Here is a 17,121-nt window from a genome sequence, read left to right as displayed (position 1 = left end):
GGCGCAAGGCCGTGACGAATGAGCGGCGTGGAAGCGGTCCCGCGAGCAATAGAAAGGGAGCCGGCCAGCAGCCGGCTCCCTATCCGTTATCGCGCGACGGTCACGTTGTCGAAGTAGGCTTTCGTATTCGCATACACGCGCGCCCCGATTCGGCCGGAGGCAAGCGCACTGTCCGTGACCGCGAACTGAAGGACGCCATTCTGGTAAACTGCAATTGCCGAACCGTTCGCCACGATTTTGTACGTGTAGTACGTATCCGCGGCGACGCTCGGATTCGCATACCCGAGCGTCGTTTTCACGCCGCCGACCGACTTGACGAGCTCCAGCTTCCGCCCGGTACGGTCGTTGTTCTTCAGGTACAGCACGTAGTAATTGTCGCTATCGACGTAGCGGAACAGAAGTCCGGCGTCTTTGTTGCCGCCCGAATTGTTCGTGACGCTGACGTCGGCCTGAAGGGTATAGTCGGTCCATGCGGCATCGCCGGCGACGGAGAAGCTGTTGCCGCTGCCCGCCTGGCCGGCGTACCGGCCGGATTGCACCGACCAGGTGCCGCTCGTCGGCGTCCAGCCGTCCGCGTTGCCGTCTTCGAAATCGTCGGCCAGCAGCGTCCCGCTCACGGCGGGACCCGACTGAACCGCGCTGCTCACCGCGTCTCTCGTCGTATCCGTCGTATGAAAATAGTACGAATGAACGCCGAGCGGCAGCTTGGTCGCATACGCATATACTTTGCCGTCCGTATAAGTCGTATCGCCGGCATCGGCCGCCGTCATCGCGTGGACGACGCCGTCCAGGACGAGCTCCATCGCGAACGGCTTTTCGTTGTCCGCATCCGTATACGTGACGTTAAACGTATAGTTCGTATCCGCGTCTCCCGATGCGTGGTCTACGCCGCCCGCGGTCAGCGTCGGCGCGGAGCCGCTCGCGACGTTGGTCGCCTTGATCTCGTCGACGAGCAGCTCGCCGTAGCCGACGGCCGTCTGGTTCAGCCAGATCGCCATCGTCGTCTTTTTCTTGTTCACGGCGGGAGACAGCGCGTCGAGATTGATCTGCAGGTCGGTCCAGGACGTCGGCACCGCCGCCCACCCGCCCGTCAGGTTATAAGTGCGCGTGCCGTCGTTCAGCTCGATTTTCATGCGCAGGTTCGCGTAGCCCGGATTTTTTACCGTGAAATTCAAGTACCGATAGCCCGAAAGGTCGAGATAGTCGTGCCACGGCTGGAACTTGGCGTACGAGTTGGTCGCGGTCGGCGTCTGCGTGAACAGGCCGACCGAGCGGCCTTCCGCGGTCGTCTTGGCGAAGGTAGCCGTTCCCCCGTTTTGCGTATACCAGTTCACCCACTCGTTGTTGCCGCCGGTCGAGCCCCACAGCCCTCCGCCGCCGAAATCGTCGTACAGGAGCGGGTGCGACGGATCGGGCAGCGGCGCCGCGACCGTGTAGTGCGTCGAGCTGTACGTGTAGTTGCCTGCGCCGTCCATGCCTCGAACGTCGACCCGCTTGTTCGCGTACGGCGCCGATGCGCTCTCGTCGATCGACGCGGCGTAGACGGCGCCCGATACGGACATCGGGACGTAAGGGCCGCTTTGGCCTGAGGTCGAGTAGGACACGCCGGTCAATCCCGTTGCCGGACCCGCGAACACGGTGACGTTGCCGCGGACGTAATCGCCGATGACGGGCGAGAGCGTCGGCAGCCGCGGCGGCGCCACGGCGCCAGCGGAGCTTGCCGTCGGATTCGAGCCGAGGCTCATGATCGTATACAGCAGCCCTGCCTGGATGCTGATGCTGAACTCGTTGTAGCGCCATTGGTTCGTATCGTCCGCGTAGAGCGAACGGTCCTCGTACCACGGGCTGACGCTGGTCTTGTCTTTCGTATCCTTCATGTTCGGGCCGCTTACCATGGCGCCGGGGAAGACGATGCCGGGATTGTTCGCGTTGCCGTTTGCCCCTTCGTCGTACCGCGTGTGCGGGTAGGTGACATAGTCGGCGCCGATGCCCGACACCCAGCTGATGTTCCACGGGTTTTCGCCGATGATCCAATAGAGGCCCTTCTCGGCGGCGCGCAGCGCGGCCGGGTCGCCGAACAGCTCGTAGTAGCGCATCATGTCGCCCAGATACGAGGCATGGGGCTCATTGACGCCGAAGTTTTTGAACTGGTTGAGCACGCCGTAAGGCGTATCGTCGGCGGAGGACAGGAAGAAGTCGACCTGCTGCTTCAGCAGCTGCTGGATATGGGTCTTCGTGGCGGCATCGGCGACTGGATAAAACTCAGCCAGCGACATCGGCCGCATATCCCAGTAGTTGGTGGACGACAGGTCGGCGAACGTCAGCGTGCCGATGTTGGCCGTCGCGGCGTCCTTGTAGCCGGCATCGCCGGTCAACAGATACAGCTCCACGTCCGCGAGCAGCTTCGAATTCGGAATGCCGCCGCGCGTCGAATAGGATCCGACGACGCCGTCCGGGTGCGCGACGACATAGTCGTAAAATACGATCGCGGCTGCGAGGCAATCGTCGGCGAAGTCCTCGAGCGCCGCGATCTTCGCGGCGTCGACGTCGCCCTGCGCGATCGCCGCTTGGATCGCGCGAGCCGTCGCCGCCAGCGCGCCGGCCGCCTTGGCCGAGCCGCCGACGCCGAGCCCGCTGATCCGGCGATCGTCGGCGTTGCCGCTGACGTTGTCCGTCGACTTTTCCGGATGAACGAAGGAGGCGTTGTTCTTGATGTCGTACAGCGCGCCGCCGAATTGGTCGGCCCACTTGATCAAATATTCGCTGCCGAATACCGCTTCGTCGACGAGATCGGGAATCCCGTTGGCGTCGTTGTCGTACTTGACGGCGGCGGCGTCCGCATGGCGGAGGTAGGCGAGCGCGATCTCGGCCGCGACCCATTGGTTGCCCGCGTATTTGCCGTAATCGCCCGCGTCGTACCAGCCGCCCGTCAGATCGTAGTGCGTCGTGCCGTCGATCGACGCCGCGTCGTCCAAATGGCCGGCTTCATGATACAGCTTGGCGGAAGGCGCGACGGTGCTGTAGCCTGCCGGATACGCGTCCTCCGTCGCCACGCTGGCCCGCAGCAGCCGATAGAAGGCCGTCATCTCATCCTTGTAGTCGGCCCAGACGTTGGCTTTGATCGGGAACGGATAGGAGGTGATGCCGTTCGTGGCGATCGTATATCCGCCGCCCGCGGCGGTTACCGTCGAAAAATCGATCGCGTATACATGCCGATTCCAGAAGAAGCCCTTGTACGTCATCGTGCCGGAGGCAACCACGGTTCCGCCGCCGTCCTTCACTTGATAGGACAGGTCGGCCAGCGGGCTCGTCGACACGACCTGAGCGTCTTTGAACCCGCCCGCGTTGTAGCCGGCCTGGCTGACGACGACGTCGAGCGCCTCGTTCGATTGCGTGACGACCGGGGCCGACTGCACCGGCGTTCGTACCTCGTCCGAAGTGAGGTCCCCGGCGCGGTAAAAGTGCGTATGCGTCCCGGCTGGCAGCTTCGTGATGTAATAATAGTCTTTGCCGTCCGAATAGGTCGTATCGCCGCTATCGGTCTCGAGCATGTCGTAGGCGGCGTCGTCGACGACGAGCTGCATGGCGAACGGTTTTTCGTTGTCGGCGTCCGTATACGTCGCGCGGAAGGTGAACGCCGTATTCTGGGTGTACGCGGACGCGTTGGCGCTCATGCTGCCGGTCAGCATCGGCGCGGTGCCGCTCTCGTCCGTCGAGGCGAAGATCTCGTCGATGAGCGTCTCGCCGTAGGCGCCGCCCGACTGGCGCAGCCAAATCTCAAGCTTGGCCGTCTTCTTCTTGAGGGCGGGCGCGAGCGTGTCGAGATCGTATCGTCGCGTCGTCCAATCCGTCGGGACAGAGACCCATCCGCCCGTCAGGTTGTAGTTGGCCGTCCCGTCGTTCACCGCGACCCGGATGAGCGAATCCGCGTAGCCCGGGTTTTTCATCGTGACGTTCAGGTAGCGGTATCCCGTCAGGTCGACGGACTCGTTCATCGGCTGGAACTTCGCCCAGGAGGAGCCGGTGCTCGGCGTCTGCGCGAACTTGCCGACCTGCCGCGAATCGACCGTGACCTTGGAAAAGGCGCCGGTGCCGCCGCTCTGGTTGTACCAATTGGTCCAATTCTGCTTGTAAAGCCCGCCGCCGCTGAAATCGTCGTACATTAGCGGATTGCCGGGACCCGGCAGCGGCGCGACGGCCGCCGAGACGGCGCCGAACGGCGCGAGCAAGCCGAGCAGAAGCGCCAGGCTCAGCAAGCCGGCAAACGATTTTTTGCCGTTTCCTTTCTTCCTCCAAAAGCTGGTCATTAACGAGGCCTCCATTCGTTTAATGGAATCGCTTACAAAGCTATCGTAATCACGCCGCCCATCGCGCACGAGGATGTAATCTCGCCCGCTTGTGATTTATTCGCGCATGATTTTACGTCACACCTTTCGAGAAAAAGATCATCGACAGGCGTCGCGTCCTGGCTTAGGCTAGACCTGACGGGAGTATCGTCCGATGCGGGCGAGACGGCGCGGACAGCGGGGAGGCAGCGGACATGCACAAAATACTGGTCGTCGACGACGAGCCGAGAGTGAGCACGGGCATCAAAAACTTCCTGCTCGGCTCGGAGCTGAACATCGCGCACGTAGAGACGGCGCTGAACGGCTTCGAGGCGATCGATTATTTGCGGATGGAGACGTTCGATCTGGTCCTAACCGACATCCAGATGAGCCGCATGAGCGGCATCGAGTTGATGGAGACGATCTACATGGAGCAGCCCCACCTGCCGGTGATCGTCATCTCGGCACACGAGAAGTTCGACTTCGCGAAAAAATCGCTGCGGCTCGGCGCGCGGGACTATCTCGTCAAGCCGGTCGAACGCGACGATCTGCTGCGGGTCGTCGGCAGCGTGCTGCGCGAGAACGAGGCGATCGGCCGCCGGTCGCTGGCGTTGACCGAGGCGCAGCGCGGCGGCGCCGAGAAGCCGGGCAGGCCGGGCATGGGCGAGCTGCTGGCGGCGCTCGTGACGGAAGGCGATCTGCCGGCCAAGGACGGCGAGGCGCTCGCGGCGCTGCTGAGCGCTCAGTCGGAGGGCGGGCTGTTCGGGGTCGTCTCGATCCGGCCGGATCTCACCCGCGGCGGCTTCAGCGACAGAGAGATCGCGCTGCAAGGCCGCAAGCTGCTCAAGTACGCCTCCATCAATATATTGAACGAGTGCCTCGTCGAATGGCGCGGACTCTCGCTGAGCGGATACGGCAACGAGATCGTCGCCATCCTTCGGTTCGACGAGCCGCAGGCGCACGAGCGCGGCGCGGGCATCGAGTCGCAGCTCCATCTGATCGGACAGATGATCCATATGAATCTGAAAAGCTACTTGAACGTCGAGACGACCGTAGGCATCAGCTCGCTTCACGCGGACGTGTTCATGCTGCCGAAGCTCATGGACGAAGCGAACGCCGCCGCGGAATGGCGGCATACGAATCCAGGGCAGCGCGTGTTCTATTATGAGGACCGCAAGGCGCGAGAAAATCTCGGCATCGCCGCCTGGATCGCGCAGGTAGATGCCTATGCGCAGTCGCTGAAGGCCGGTACCCGCGATGAAGGGCCGGATGGAAACGACGAAGCGCTGCTGCAGACGCTCCGCCGTCTGCAGGACGAAGCGGAGATCTTCAACAGCTACTTCGGCATGCTGGCGTATCGGCTGTACGGCCTGCTGCTCGAGCAAGGCCGGGCAAACGGGATGTCGCTGCAGAGGTTCGACCCCGACGCATACTTCCGCGGCTTGGATGCTGCAGGCAAGCTGACGGCGCTCGCCGCCTACATCCCCGAGGTTTCGGCCATGCTCGGCCAATTGACGCAAGAACGCGACCGCACCATTCTCGCGCGCATTACCGGCTTTATCCGCGAACGATTCCGCGATCCGGCGCTCAAGATTCAGGACATCGCCAGCGAGGTCCATTTCAGCACGGCTTACCTGAGCTACCTGTTCAAACGGGAGACCGGCAAAAATCTGTGGGACTTCGTCACGGAATTGCGGATCGAAGAAGCGAAACGCATGCTCGAGACGACCGACAAAAAGCGCTACGAGATCGCTTATGCCGTCGGTTATGAATCGCCGGAGCATTTCGGGCGAATGTTCAAGCGGTACGCGGGTCTAAGTCCGGCGGAATACCGCAAAGAGAGGCAGGGGAACGACGGCTGAAGCTCAAATACAAAGTCGCGATCGCGTTCGCGCTGTTCATCGTCTGTCCCTTCCTCGTCGTTGGCTGGATCTCCGCGTACAAGGCGTCCGATTCGATGCGGGGCGAGGTCGGCATGACGACCCTTCAACTCGTTAAGCAGAACCACGTCACGCTGGAGAAGACGCTGTCCGCCGTCAGCGACAAGACCGTCACCTTGCTCGATACTCACTTTTTCAGCGACGACGGGCAATACCGGTTTTGGACCAACATCGAGACGCTGGGCCAAATGCGGGAGGCGGATGCCGTCCTGGAGCGTTGGTCGTCCGACGGCACGGAATATTCCCTCTATATGACGAACAAGGAGGGGAAAAGCGCGCCGTTCGACCTGTCCAACAAAACCCGCGGCTTCAAGTATATAACCTGGGATACGGCCGCGCTGCCGGATTGGGCCGCCCGTGCGCTGAAGGAGAAGGGCGGGGCGACGCTGCTCCCGCTGTCGACGGACGGCGGCGCGCCGACCGTCAGCCTCGTACGCGCCGTGCTCAATCCCAAGGCTTACGACGATACGCTCGGCTTCCTGGTCGTCTCGAGGCTCGAGGCGCTTCTGAAGCGCGACCTCGTCTCGGTCGGGCTCGCGGACGATGCCGGCATCTATCTGTTCAACGATTCGGGCGAGCAGCTCATCCAGGTCGGAGAAGAGCCGCTCGATATGAGGGGCATGCCCGATCGTCTGCGGGGCGAGACGGAAGGCTATTACTTTGACAAGCGCGGCGGAGAGGAGCTGCTTTACGCTTTTTCCAGACGCTCCGCTTTCGGCACCCGTCTCGTGTACCAGATCCCGCTCGGCGCCGTCGCCGACAGACGGACCGCCTTCCAATGGATCATTATGGCCGCATCGGCGATTTACCTCCTGTGCGTATTCGCCTTCGTGCTGTATTTGCTTCGAATCGTCGTGCGTCCGCTCGTCCGTCTGACGAAGATTACGCGGATCTACGAGCCGGGCAAGCGGCTGGACGTCGACGACGGCCTGCTGCGGGGGGACGAGTTCGGCATTCTCTACGGCGCCTTTCTGAAGATGACCGACAGGCTGGACCGTTCCATCGAGGAAAACTACGTCATCAAGATCCAGCAGCGGGAAAACGAGCTCGCCGCGCTCCATTCGCAGATCACGCCGCATTTGCTGTACAACACGCTGGACTCGATCTATTGGTACGCGCTCGACAGCGGCAATCCGGGCGTCGGCGACATGGTCAAGGATCTGTCCAAGCTGCTGCGGATCGGCCTCAGCAAAGGGAAGACGGAGATCCCGATCGGCGAGGAGCTCGAGCATGCGCAGGCGTACTGCCGGCTGCAGATGAAGCGGTATCCCGATACGTTCGAGGCGCGCTGGGAGGTGGACGAGGGACTCTTGTCCTTCATGACGCCGAAGGTCATTCTTCAGCCGCTCGTCGAAAACGCGATTTTCCATAGCGTGAGCAGCATGGACGGCGAAGGACTGATCGTCATCCGCGCGGTCCGCGCAGGGGAGGACATCCGGCTCGAGGTAGAGGACAACGGCTTCCTGCCGGTGGACATGGAGCGGCTCGGCCGGATTCTGAGCGGCGAGGAGCATGACAAAGGCTATGGCATCCGCAACGTGCACGAACGCGTAAGGCTGCACTTCGGCGAGGCTTACGGGCTGAGCTACGAGCGTCCCGGGGAGAGCGGGCTGCGGGCGGTCGTCACAATCCCGGCCAAGGCCGGCGGAGATTAGCGGGAGCGGAGGACGCCGTTGAACGATCCGCCATGAAAAGGAATTCATCAGCGGACATATTCATCGTGGAGCGTCCTCCCTTACCGGACCAACTAAAAAGTCTCGCCTAGGAACAACGAGCGCGCGATAGTACCCAACCCCGCCAAACAAGTCTCAGCTAGGAACAACAAGCGCGCGCTCGCACTCAACCCCGCCAAACTAGTCTCGCCTAGGAACATCGAGCGCGCGACCGCACCCACCCCAGCCAAACAAGTCTCAGCTAGGAACAACAAGCGCACGTCCGCACCCAACCCCGCCAAACAGGTCTCAGCTAGAAACAACGAACTCGCACCCAAGCGCCAGTCTGTATTTCCGCCGGTCCGCCGACGGAGGCATCTCATTTTACATCACACTCTGACGGGAATACATCATCGTCGCAGCCGGACCGCCAATCTATACTGGAGTCACAGAAAGGATGTGGCGCCCGTTGCACGCAAGATGGAAGCTCTTTTGGAAATACAGGTATCTGACCTTGATGATCGTGCCTGCCTTGGCCGTGCTCGTCCTGAACAATTACCTGCCGATGTTCGGCGTGTTCATCGCCTTCAAGAACATCAATTATATCGACGGCATCTGGAAAAGCCCTTGGGTCGGCTTCGACAACTTTGAATTTCTGTTCACCTCGGGCTCGATCTGGCGGATCGCCCGCAATACGGTGTCGTACAGCCTCGTCTTCATGATCGTCAACCTGCTGCTGTCCGTGGCGATCGCCGTCGCGATCAACGAGATCCGCAACCGCTGGCTGGCGAAAACCTACCAGACTTTTCTGATCATGCCTTACTTTTTGTCGATGGTCGTCGTGAGCTATCTCGTATACGGATTCCTGAATCCGGAAAAGGGCTTCCTCAATCACACGATCGTCGAATGGCTCGGCATGGAGCACGTCTTCTGGTACTCCGAGACGGCATACTGGCCTTATATCCTGACGATCGTCAGCGCCTGGAAAGGCGTCGGCATCGGCGCCGTCATTTACATCGCGGCGATCGCGGGCATCGATCCCGAATACTACGAGGCCTCCGTCATCGACGGCGCGTCGAAGTGGCGGCAGATCTTCCACATCACGCTGCCCACGATCCGGCCGGTCATCATTATCATCACGATCCTGAACATGGGGCATGTGTTCAACTCCGACTTCGGCCTGTTCTACCAGGTGCCGATGAATGCCGGTCCGCTCTATCCCGTCACCGATACGGTCGACACATACGTCTACCGCGCGCTGAAGGAGCTGAACGATATCGGCATGTCGTCCGCGGCGGCGCTTGTCCAATCGGTGCTCGGCTTCGCGCTCGTGCTGCTGACCAACGCGTCGGTGCGCAAGATCGACAAGGATCAAGCCCTGTTCTAGTAAAAAAAGAGGTGAACTATAGCTATGCTTAGAACCGCGAGCCGCCGCGAGAATACGATCTCGCCGCTCACCAACTTCGCCCTGAACGGCGGCTTCATCGCCTTGGCGCTGGCCTGCGTGCTGCCCGTCGTGCTGGTCATCGTCGTCTCGTTCACGCACAACGATTCCTTGCTGAGCCGGGGCTACAGCTTTTTCCCCGCCAAGTGGTCGCTGATCGCCTACGAGAGCCTGTTCAAGGATTACGGCACGATCTTGCGCGCATACGGCGTCAGCATCGGCATTACCGCCGCCGGCACCTTGCTCAGCGTGCTGCTGATGGCGTTGTACGCGTACCCGATCTCCCGTCAGGACTATCCGCTGCGTCCGTTTTTCACCTTCTTCCTGTTCTTCACGATGCTGTTCAGCGGCGGCATCGTCAGCAAGTACATCGTGTTCACGCAGGGGCTCGGTCTGCTTGACAATTACCTGTCGCTCCTTCTGCCGCTGCTCATCGTTCCGTTTAACGTCATCATCATGCGCACCTTTTTCCAGACGACGATCCATCCCGCGCTCATCGAGTCGGCCCGGATCGACGGCGCCGGGGAGCTGCGGATCTTTATCCGCATCGTTCTGCCGCTCTCGCTCCCGGTCATGGCGACGATGGCGCTGTTCAGCACGATCCTTTTCTGGAACGACTGGTTCAACGCGCTGCTGTTCATCCGAGCCGCGGACAAGTACCCGGTCCAGTTTCTCATGATCCGCGTGCTGAACGACATCCAGTACTTGCGGGAAAACGTGCAGCTGGCGGCGCAAAATCCGGAGATGATGCGCGATCTGCCGAACGAATCGCTGCAAATGGCGATGGCGGTCGTCGGCATGGGCCCGATCCTGCTGGTCTATCCTTTTTTTCAAAAGTACTTCGTCAAAGGGCTCACGATCGGCGCCGTCAAAGGTTGATCCGAAGCTCGTCGCATACCGGTAGTCCCGGCCGCAGGCACGCTCGCTATGCCGATTCCCGGCCGATCTATATAATCTGAATTAAATACCAGGAGGGTTACGCAATGAACGCGAAAAAAACGAAAAGGCATATCCCGGCATTGGCGCTCGTCTTCGCCTTCGCCACGATGCTGCAGGCTTGCGCCGGCGGCAGCGGCAATGACAAGGAGGCTTCCTCGCCTCCGGCAAGTTCCGCCGCGCCCAGCGCCAGCGCATCCGCTACAGGCAGCGCAGCTCCGTCCGAGAGCGCCGCGCCGAGCGAGCTCGCCCCGTACGAGGTGTCGATCGTCTACTTCGGCAAGCCGCAGGCGGACGACGCGCTCGTCGAAGCGAAGCTGAACGAATTTTTCAAGGAAAAAATCAACGCGACGGTCAAGCTGCAGCCGATCGCCTCGAGCGACTATAAGAACCGCACCGAGCTGATGATGAATACCGGGGAAAAGATGGATCTCGTCTTCACGGCCTCTTGGCTGAACTTCTTTGGCAACGTTTCCAAGGGCGCCTTCGTCGAGCTGGACGACCTGCTGGCGAAGTACGGGCAGGGCATCAAGGACCGCCTGAACCCGCTCTATCTCGAGGCGCCGCGCCTGAAGGGCAAGCTGTACGCGATCCCGACGAACAAGGAAATCACGCAGGGCAAGGCGCTAACCTACCGCAAGGACATCGTCGACAAGTACCAGATTCCGATCGACAGCATCAACACGATGGCCGACCTCGAGCCCTGGATGGAGAAGGTCAAGGCAGGCGAGCCCGGCATCATCCCTTATTACGTGGCAGGCGGCTCGGGCAACTTCGGCGGCGGCTTCATGATGTACGAGACGCGCGGCAACTACCGGCCGATCGGCCCGGCGCCGGCGAAGACGCCGATGTTCCTGCTCGATTACAAATCGTCCGACGAGATGAAGGTCAAATCGGTGCTCGATCCCGAGATCGCGGACATCAACAAGCAGGAAGTCGGATTGTTCCGCAGCTTCTACGAGAAGGGCTACATTAACGCCGACGCGGCGACGAGCACGACGACCGTCAACGATCTGCAGAAGGAAGGCAAGATCTGGGTACAGGCCGCAACCTGGAAGCCGGGCGCCGACATCGAGATGAAGCTAGCAACGGATAGCAAGTACGACTACGTGTCCCATGTCGTCGAAGAGCCGATCGTCACGACGGACCTGGCCGCAGGCTCGATGTTCGCGATCTCCCGGACGTCCAAGGATCCGGACCGCGCGATGATGGTGCTGAATTACCTGCACACCGATCCGTACGTCATCAACCTGTTCGTCAACGGCATCGAAGACAAGCACTATAAAAAGGTCGGCGAGAACCGCATCGAGCCGATCGCCGACAGCGGCTACAACCCCGGCACGTCGTGGGTCGTCGGCAATCAGCTGCTCAACTACCTGAAGCCCGGCCAACCCGACGATCTGTACACGAGCTGGGAGAAGTTCAACAACGACGCCAAGCGCTTCCCGCTCATGGGCTTCGTATTCGACGAGGCCAACGTGAAAAACGAGATTACGCAAATGACCGCCGTCGTCACCGAGTACCAGTCTATCTTCACCGGCGCCGTCAAAAATCCGGAAAAGCTCCTCGACGAGCGCAACGCAAAGCTGAAAAGCGCAGGCATTGAGAAGGTGCAAGCAGAGCTGCAAAAACAAATCGACGCCTGGTGGGCAGAGAACAAAAAGTAAGATTGCGTTAAGCGACGGCAAAGGCATGGAGCGGCAGAGCGCCCGAAACTCGGGTCGCTCTGTCCGTCCGTTAAGGGAGAACATCATCTGCAGCGAGGAGGATTCACAAGTGAAGACGGAAACGAACACGGAAACGAAGACGCAATTGAACACGCAATTGAACACGCGAAACCTGATCTACACGTTTGTCAGCTACGCCGCGCACTACGATACGTCATGGGGGCGCGGCGTCGCCCTGGACGGCATCGACAGGACGGCCGAGCTGGCGCACAAGCACGGCATCCCGGTCACCTGGATCGTCAACGGCAAGTCCGTCCCCGTTCTGCGGGAACGGATCGCCGCGTGGCATGACGAATTCGGGGACGACGTCATTTTGCAAACGCCGTTTTTTATCGAGGACACGGGAGCGGACAAAGAGGCGTTCAAGCGGCGGCTGGAGGAGGACTGGCGCATCGTGCGGGAAGCGTTCCCCTGGGTTCGCACCAAGGTCGCGGCGCGCGGCAAAATTTACAATGAAGTGATCGAAGCGCTTGAGGAGCTGGAGTTTAGCGGCATGTGGGGCTACTGCTGGGAGCAGGTATGGTGGGACGGCATTACGCACAACGGCATTCCGTGGGGCTCGTGGTACGTCGATCCGTCCCGCTACAAAGCGCCGCATCCCGGCAAAGGGCGGGTCGTAGCCTGCGAATGGACGGCCCGCGACTTGAACGCGACGTTCCACTCCGGATGCCCGGTCATCTATTCAACGGATCCGAACGACGTGTTGCGGGCAGGACTCTGCGACGTTGGGGACGTTGAATATTGGAAGCGTCTGTTCGACGTCTACCTGGAAAACACGGCGCACAACGATCGGGTGTTTTTCCTGCAGCAGCAGGAGGCGCATGAGATGGAGTTTACGGATCGGTTCGCCGTATTTCCCGCCGACCATGTCGAGGCGTGCGCGGGCATGCTCGATCTGTTTTTCGCCTATGTCGCGAGCAGCTCCGTCACGCTCACGACCGTGCCCCGGGCGATGGAGATGTATCGCCGGGAGAACGCCGAGACGGCGCCTTCGTATATGCTTGCGAGGGATGCCGGCGGACGGCCGCAGACGAACGAATACACGGTCACGCTGGGAGGAACCGCGTCCGGCCCTTGGCCGAAAACGTTTCTTTACTACGACAAGGAATGTCAGCTGGCGTTCGTAGACGGAGAATGCGTGCCGCGCCGCCTGCGCAGCTATGTGGGCAGAACCGGCGTGCACGATACGTTCGACGCGCAGCCGCCGCAAGTGTTCGTGCGCGGCTACGACAAGACGGGGGACCGCATCGTCATGACCTTCGATATCGGGCATGCGCCGCCGATGCCGTTCGGTCTCGCCTATTGGGACGATCTGAGCGGCTATGAAATAGAGTCCTGTTCGGAAGTTGCGGCGGCCAAGGTGATTCTGGGCGAGCTTGTCTTCCTGCGGCTCGAACTGAAGGGGAAGCCGACGGCGATCGAATTGAGGCTGAAAAAGAAGATAAACGATGACCGATAAGCAAGGCGCATGCCCGCATGGCTGAAGCGGTGCGCCAAAGCTCGAATCGTGCGACGCGGTGATCGATAGGACGCAGGGAGCGCGACGGCGCGTCGGCCGGAGTCCCTCCCTGTTAGAAGAAGAGGGAGGAAGGCGTATGAACCTTTTGCTGGCGGAGGACGAGCTCCGGATCGGTCAAGGTTTTCGCGAACTGATCGAAGCCGCGTTGCCGGGCTTTTTCGTTTTCCGGGCCGCCGCTGCGAGCGGCGAAGAAGCCCATGAAGCGACGCGAAAGCAGCTGACGCTGTCGATCTTAGTAACCGGCGACTACGATACGTTCGCGTTCGCCGGGAAGACGCTTCGTTTCGGCGCGCTTGACGGTTTGCCCGAGCCGTTCGTCAGGTCGGAGCTGGTCCGGATGTTAGGAAGGATGCAGGAGGCGATCGCTTCCCGGACAGAAGGGGACGGCGACGAGAGCGGCGAAGGCGCGTCCGTCGACCGTGGCGGAGCCGGCCAAGCGCGTTTGCTCATCCGGCAGGTCAAGGAGCTGGTTTCGCTTAAACTCGACCGCGACATCTCGCTGCAGTCTCTTGCAGGCGAAGTCTATCTGCATCCCAAGTACTTATCCGATTTATTCAAGCGGGAAACGGGCGTCAACCTGACGGACTACGTGACGGAGCAGCGAATCGCGAAGGCCAAGCGCCTGCTTCGCCAGACGACGCTCAAGATCGGCGACGTCGCGTCCATGTGCGGACTGCCGAACCAGAAGTACTTCGCGTCGCTGTTCAAAAGGCGGACCGGCTGCACGCCGACCGCGTTCAGAGAGGGCTGAATAGCCTTGCGATATCGGGCGGTTATAAGCAAGCGAACGAGTCGCAGTCGACGTGGCGGCAGCCATGTGCACGAGAAGTGTGCACCATGCGAGCGCCGGCGAGCCGCATCGCCTGTCGCCTCCCCTTTTCATCGCAGCAAATTTTTCGCGACCAGCCATAAATTCCCCGGTTTCTCCGCCAGGCGGCGCGTGTAGTAGGGATACCACATCGTGCCGTAAGGCACGTAGCAGCGTACGCGATACCCCTCCTTGGCGAGCCTCGCCTGCTCGGACATTCGCAGTCCGTACAGCATCTGGAACTCGAATTTTTCCTTCGGAATTCCCTGCTTCGACGTATACGCCTTGACCCAGCTTACGATCGCATCGTCATGCGACGCGACCGCCGTGTAGACGCCCCGGTCCAAGTGCAACTGAATGATGCTTTTGAAGCTTGCGACAATCTCGGCCTTATGCTGAAAAGCGATGGCGGCAGGCTCGCGGTATGCCCCTTTAACGAGCCTTAATGAAACGCCTGCATCGATCAAGTCCCGCGCATCCCCTTCGGTCCGCTTGAGATACGCCTGCAGTACGGTGCCCGCGTTGGACAGCCCCTCCCGATGAAGCCGTACGGCCATATCGATCGTCGCCTGCGTGTAAGGCGAATTTTCCATATCGATCCGCACGAAGTTGCCGTACTGTCGGGCCCGGGCGACGATATCGCGAATGTTGCGGAAGCAGGCGTCGGCGTCGAGCGCGAGCCCCATCTGCGTGGGCTTCAACGATACGTTGGCGCGGACGCCCGAATCCGCGATCGCGTCGAGCAGCTTCAAGTATTCGTCGCGATAAGCGCGCGCCTCGTCCAGGCTGCCGATGCCTTCGCCGAGCGCATCCAGCGTAGCCGCTATGCCCAGGCGATTGAGCGCCGCCACCTCGCGCAGGGCGCCTTGCAGATGGTCGCTGGCGACGAAGCGGCTAGCCAGCTTGCGGCCGTATCGAAGCGTCAGCCGTTTCACCGCGCGGTTGCCCGCGACTGCCGTCATCGCTTTGCGGTACAACGTCGAGCCGATATTCATGAGAGACGCTCCTTTCGCATGTCGGTCGTGCATAGATTGAGGAGGAACGACTGTTACCATTCGTTACCCGAAGGAGGCTGTCTTTAGGGATGAGGACGGAATTCAAAAACGAAGCCTTCACGAACTTCAAGGCGGAACCGGGCAACCACGCTTATGACGCCGCGCTCCGGCTAGTCGAAGCCGAGCTCGGCCGGGGCTATCCGCTCGTCGTCGGCGGTGCGCGAATCGATACGGCGCGCAAGGCGACGTCGGTTAACCCGGCCAAGCACGGCCAAGTCGTAGGCATCGTCGCGCAGGCGGACCTCGAGCTGGCCGAACGGGCGATCGCCGCAGCGTCTGCCGCGTTCGAGACCTGGAAGCGGGTCGATCCTCAGGAGAGATCCCGCTACTTGTACCGCGCGGCGGCGATGCTGCGGCGGCGCAAGCACGAATTTTCGGCCTGGATGACGCTGGAGGCCGGCAAAACGCGCGCCGAGGCGGACGCCGACACCGCGGAGGCGATCGACTTCATGGAGTTTTACGCGCGGGAGATGCAGCGCCTCGCCCTGCCACAGCCGTTGACGCCCTCCGCGGAGGAAGAGAACCAGCTTTACTACGCCCCGCTCGGCGTCGGCGTCGTCATCCCGCCTTGGAACTTCCCGCTGGCGATCGTCGCGGGCATGACGAGCGCGGCGATCGTCTGCGGCAACGCGGTCGTGCTGAAGCCGGCGAGCCCGACGCCGGTCATCGCCGCCAAGTTCGTCGAGCTGCTCGAACAGGCGGGCCTGCCTCCGGGCGTCGTGAACTTCCTTCCCGGCCCGGGCGGGGAGGTCGGCGACGCGCTGGTCGATCATCCGCTGACGCGCTTCGTCAGCTTCACGGGCTCGCGCGACGTCGGCTTGCGCATCAACGAGCGCGCGGCCAAGACGCAGCCGGGACAACGGTGGATCAAGCGCGTCGTCCTGGAGATGGGGGGCAAGGACGCGATCGTCGTCGATGCGGACGCCGACGCCGATCAGGCCGCCGACGCGATCGTCGCCGCGGCGTTCGGCTTTTCGGGCCAGAAGTGCTCGGCATGCTCGCGCGCGATCGTACACCAAGATATATATGAAGCGGTATTGGATAAAGTCGTAGAACGAACCCGGAAGCTGGTCGTCGGCGATCCCGCGGATCGCGCGACCGACGTCGGACCAGTCGTCGACGACAAAGCGTACCGCAAAATTCTCGATTACATCGAGATCGGCAAGCGGGAAGGACGGCTCGTTCTAGGCGGGGGCACCCACGATCCGGGCGGCTGGTTCGTGGAGCCGACGATTTTCGCCGACGTCGACCCGAAGGCGCGGATCTCGCAAGAAGAGATCTTCGGCCCGGTCGTCGCCTTCACGATGGCGGAATCCTTCGAGGAAGCGCTGCGCATCGCGAACGACACCGACTACGGCTTGACGGGCGCGGTGATCTCGAACGACCGGGCGCATCTCGAGCTGGCTCGCCGCGAGTTTTTCGCCGGCAACCTGTATCTCAACCGCAAATGCACCGGCGCGCTCGTCGGCACGCATCCGTTCGGCGGCTTCAATATGTCGGGAACGGACTCCAAGGCCGGCGGGCGGGACTATCTGCTGTTGTTCACGCAGGCGAAGGTCGTATCGGAGCGATTTTGAAGGATGGGAAGTTCAAAAGCGTTAGCTCATTTCGAAACTAGAGGAACCGGCGCGCTTCGCGTATAATCGTGGTTAAAGAAGGGCCGACGGCTCTGCTCCGGAATGCCCAGGACATTTCTCGAACGCGCGGCGCGTCTG

General features: G+C 61.4%; 10 protein-coding genes. 8 read left to right on the top strand and 2 right to left on the bottom strand.

Annotated elements, in window-relative coordinates; all coding sequences use genetic code 11:
• Nucleotides 1-86: 86 nt before the first annotated feature.
• Entirely contained in the window at nucleotides 87-4,307 is a 4,221-nt protein-coding gene (locus BM235_RS13835; protein WP_158543859.1) for a glycoside hydrolase family 9 protein, read from the bottom strand.
• Nucleotides 4,308-4,540: 233 nt separating this feature from the next.
• Here BM235_RS13835 and BM235_RS13830 point away from each other — a divergent pair, with 233 nt between their 5' ends.
• From BM235_RS13830 to BM235_RS13795, 7 genes are all read left to right on the top strand, one after another.
• Nucleotides 4,541-6,187, top strand: coding sequence for a response regulator transcription factor (locus BM235_RS13830; RefSeq protein WP_090114062.1), 1,647 nt, complete (start codon nucleotides 4,541-4,543; stop codon nucleotides 6,185-6,187).
• 113 nt (nucleotides 6,188-6,300) lie between these two features.
• The gene (locus BM235_RS13825) at nucleotides 6,301-7,920 is read left to right on the top strand and encodes a sensor histidine kinase (protein WP_158543860.1); all 1,620 of its coding nucleotides are present in this window, start codon (nucleotides 6,301-6,303) and stop codon (nucleotides 7,918-7,920) included.
• A 466-nt stretch (nucleotides 7,921-8,386) separates the two neighbouring features.
• Nucleotides 8,387-9,304 (top strand): ABC transporter permease, encoded by a 918-nt coding sequence (locus BM235_RS13815; protein ID WP_369803513.1) that lies wholly within the window; start codon nucleotides 8,387-8,389, stop codon nucleotides 9,302-9,304.
• 24 nt (nucleotides 9,305-9,328) lie between these two features.
• A complete protein-coding gene (locus BM235_RS13810) occupies nucleotides 9,329-10,240 on the top strand; it encodes a carbohydrate ABC transporter permease (RefSeq protein ID WP_090114043.1) in 912 nt (303 codons plus the stop codon).
• Nucleotides 10,241-10,344: 104 nt separating this feature from the next.
• Complete coding sequence (locus BM235_RS13805; protein WP_090114040.1) at nucleotides 10,345-11,964, top strand: ABC transporter substrate-binding protein; 1,620 nt, start codon at nucleotides 10,345-10,347, stop codon at nucleotides 11,962-11,964.
• Between the two features lie 109 nt (nucleotides 11,965-12,073).
• Nucleotides 12,074-13,483: a hypothetical protein gene (locus tag BM235_RS13800; RefSeq protein ID WP_090114038.1), complete on the top strand. Its 1,410-nt coding sequence runs from the start codon at nucleotides 12,074-12,076 to the stop codon at nucleotides 13,481-13,483.
• A gap of 136 nt (nucleotides 13,484-13,619) precedes the next feature.
• Nucleotides 13,620-14,294, top strand: a complete 675-nt coding sequence (locus BM235_RS13795; RefSeq protein WP_090114036.1) for a helix-turn-helix transcriptional regulator — start codon at nucleotides 13,620-13,622, stop codon at nucleotides 14,292-14,294.
• 128 nt (nucleotides 14,295-14,422) lie between these two features.
• On the opposite strand, the gene BM235_RS13790 is transcribed toward BM235_RS13795, so the two are convergent.
• Nucleotides 14,423-15,346: a proline dehydrogenase family protein gene (locus BM235_RS13790; protein WP_090114034.1), complete on the bottom strand. Its 924-nt coding sequence runs from the start codon at nucleotides 15,344-15,346 to the stop codon at nucleotides 14,423-14,425.
• A gap of 89 nt (nucleotides 15,347-15,435) precedes the next feature.
• Between BM235_RS13790 and pruA the strand changes: the two genes are divergently transcribed.
• Nucleotides 15,436-16,983 carry an L-glutamate gamma-semialdehyde dehydrogenase gene (pruA, locus tag BM235_RS13785; RefSeq protein ID WP_090114032.1) on the top strand — a complete coding sequence of 516 codons (1,548 nt, stop codon included), beginning with the start codon at nucleotides 15,436-15,438 and terminating at the stop codon, nucleotides 16,981-16,983.
• Nucleotides 16,984-17,121 lie beyond the last annotated feature (138 nt).

It is taken from the genome of Cohnella sp. OV330 (assembly GCF_900112065.1).
Lineage (GTDB): Bacteria > Bacillota > Bacilli > Paenibacillales > Paenibacillaceae > Cohnella.
This window is presented reverse-complemented; position numbering and strand designations above follow the sequence as displayed.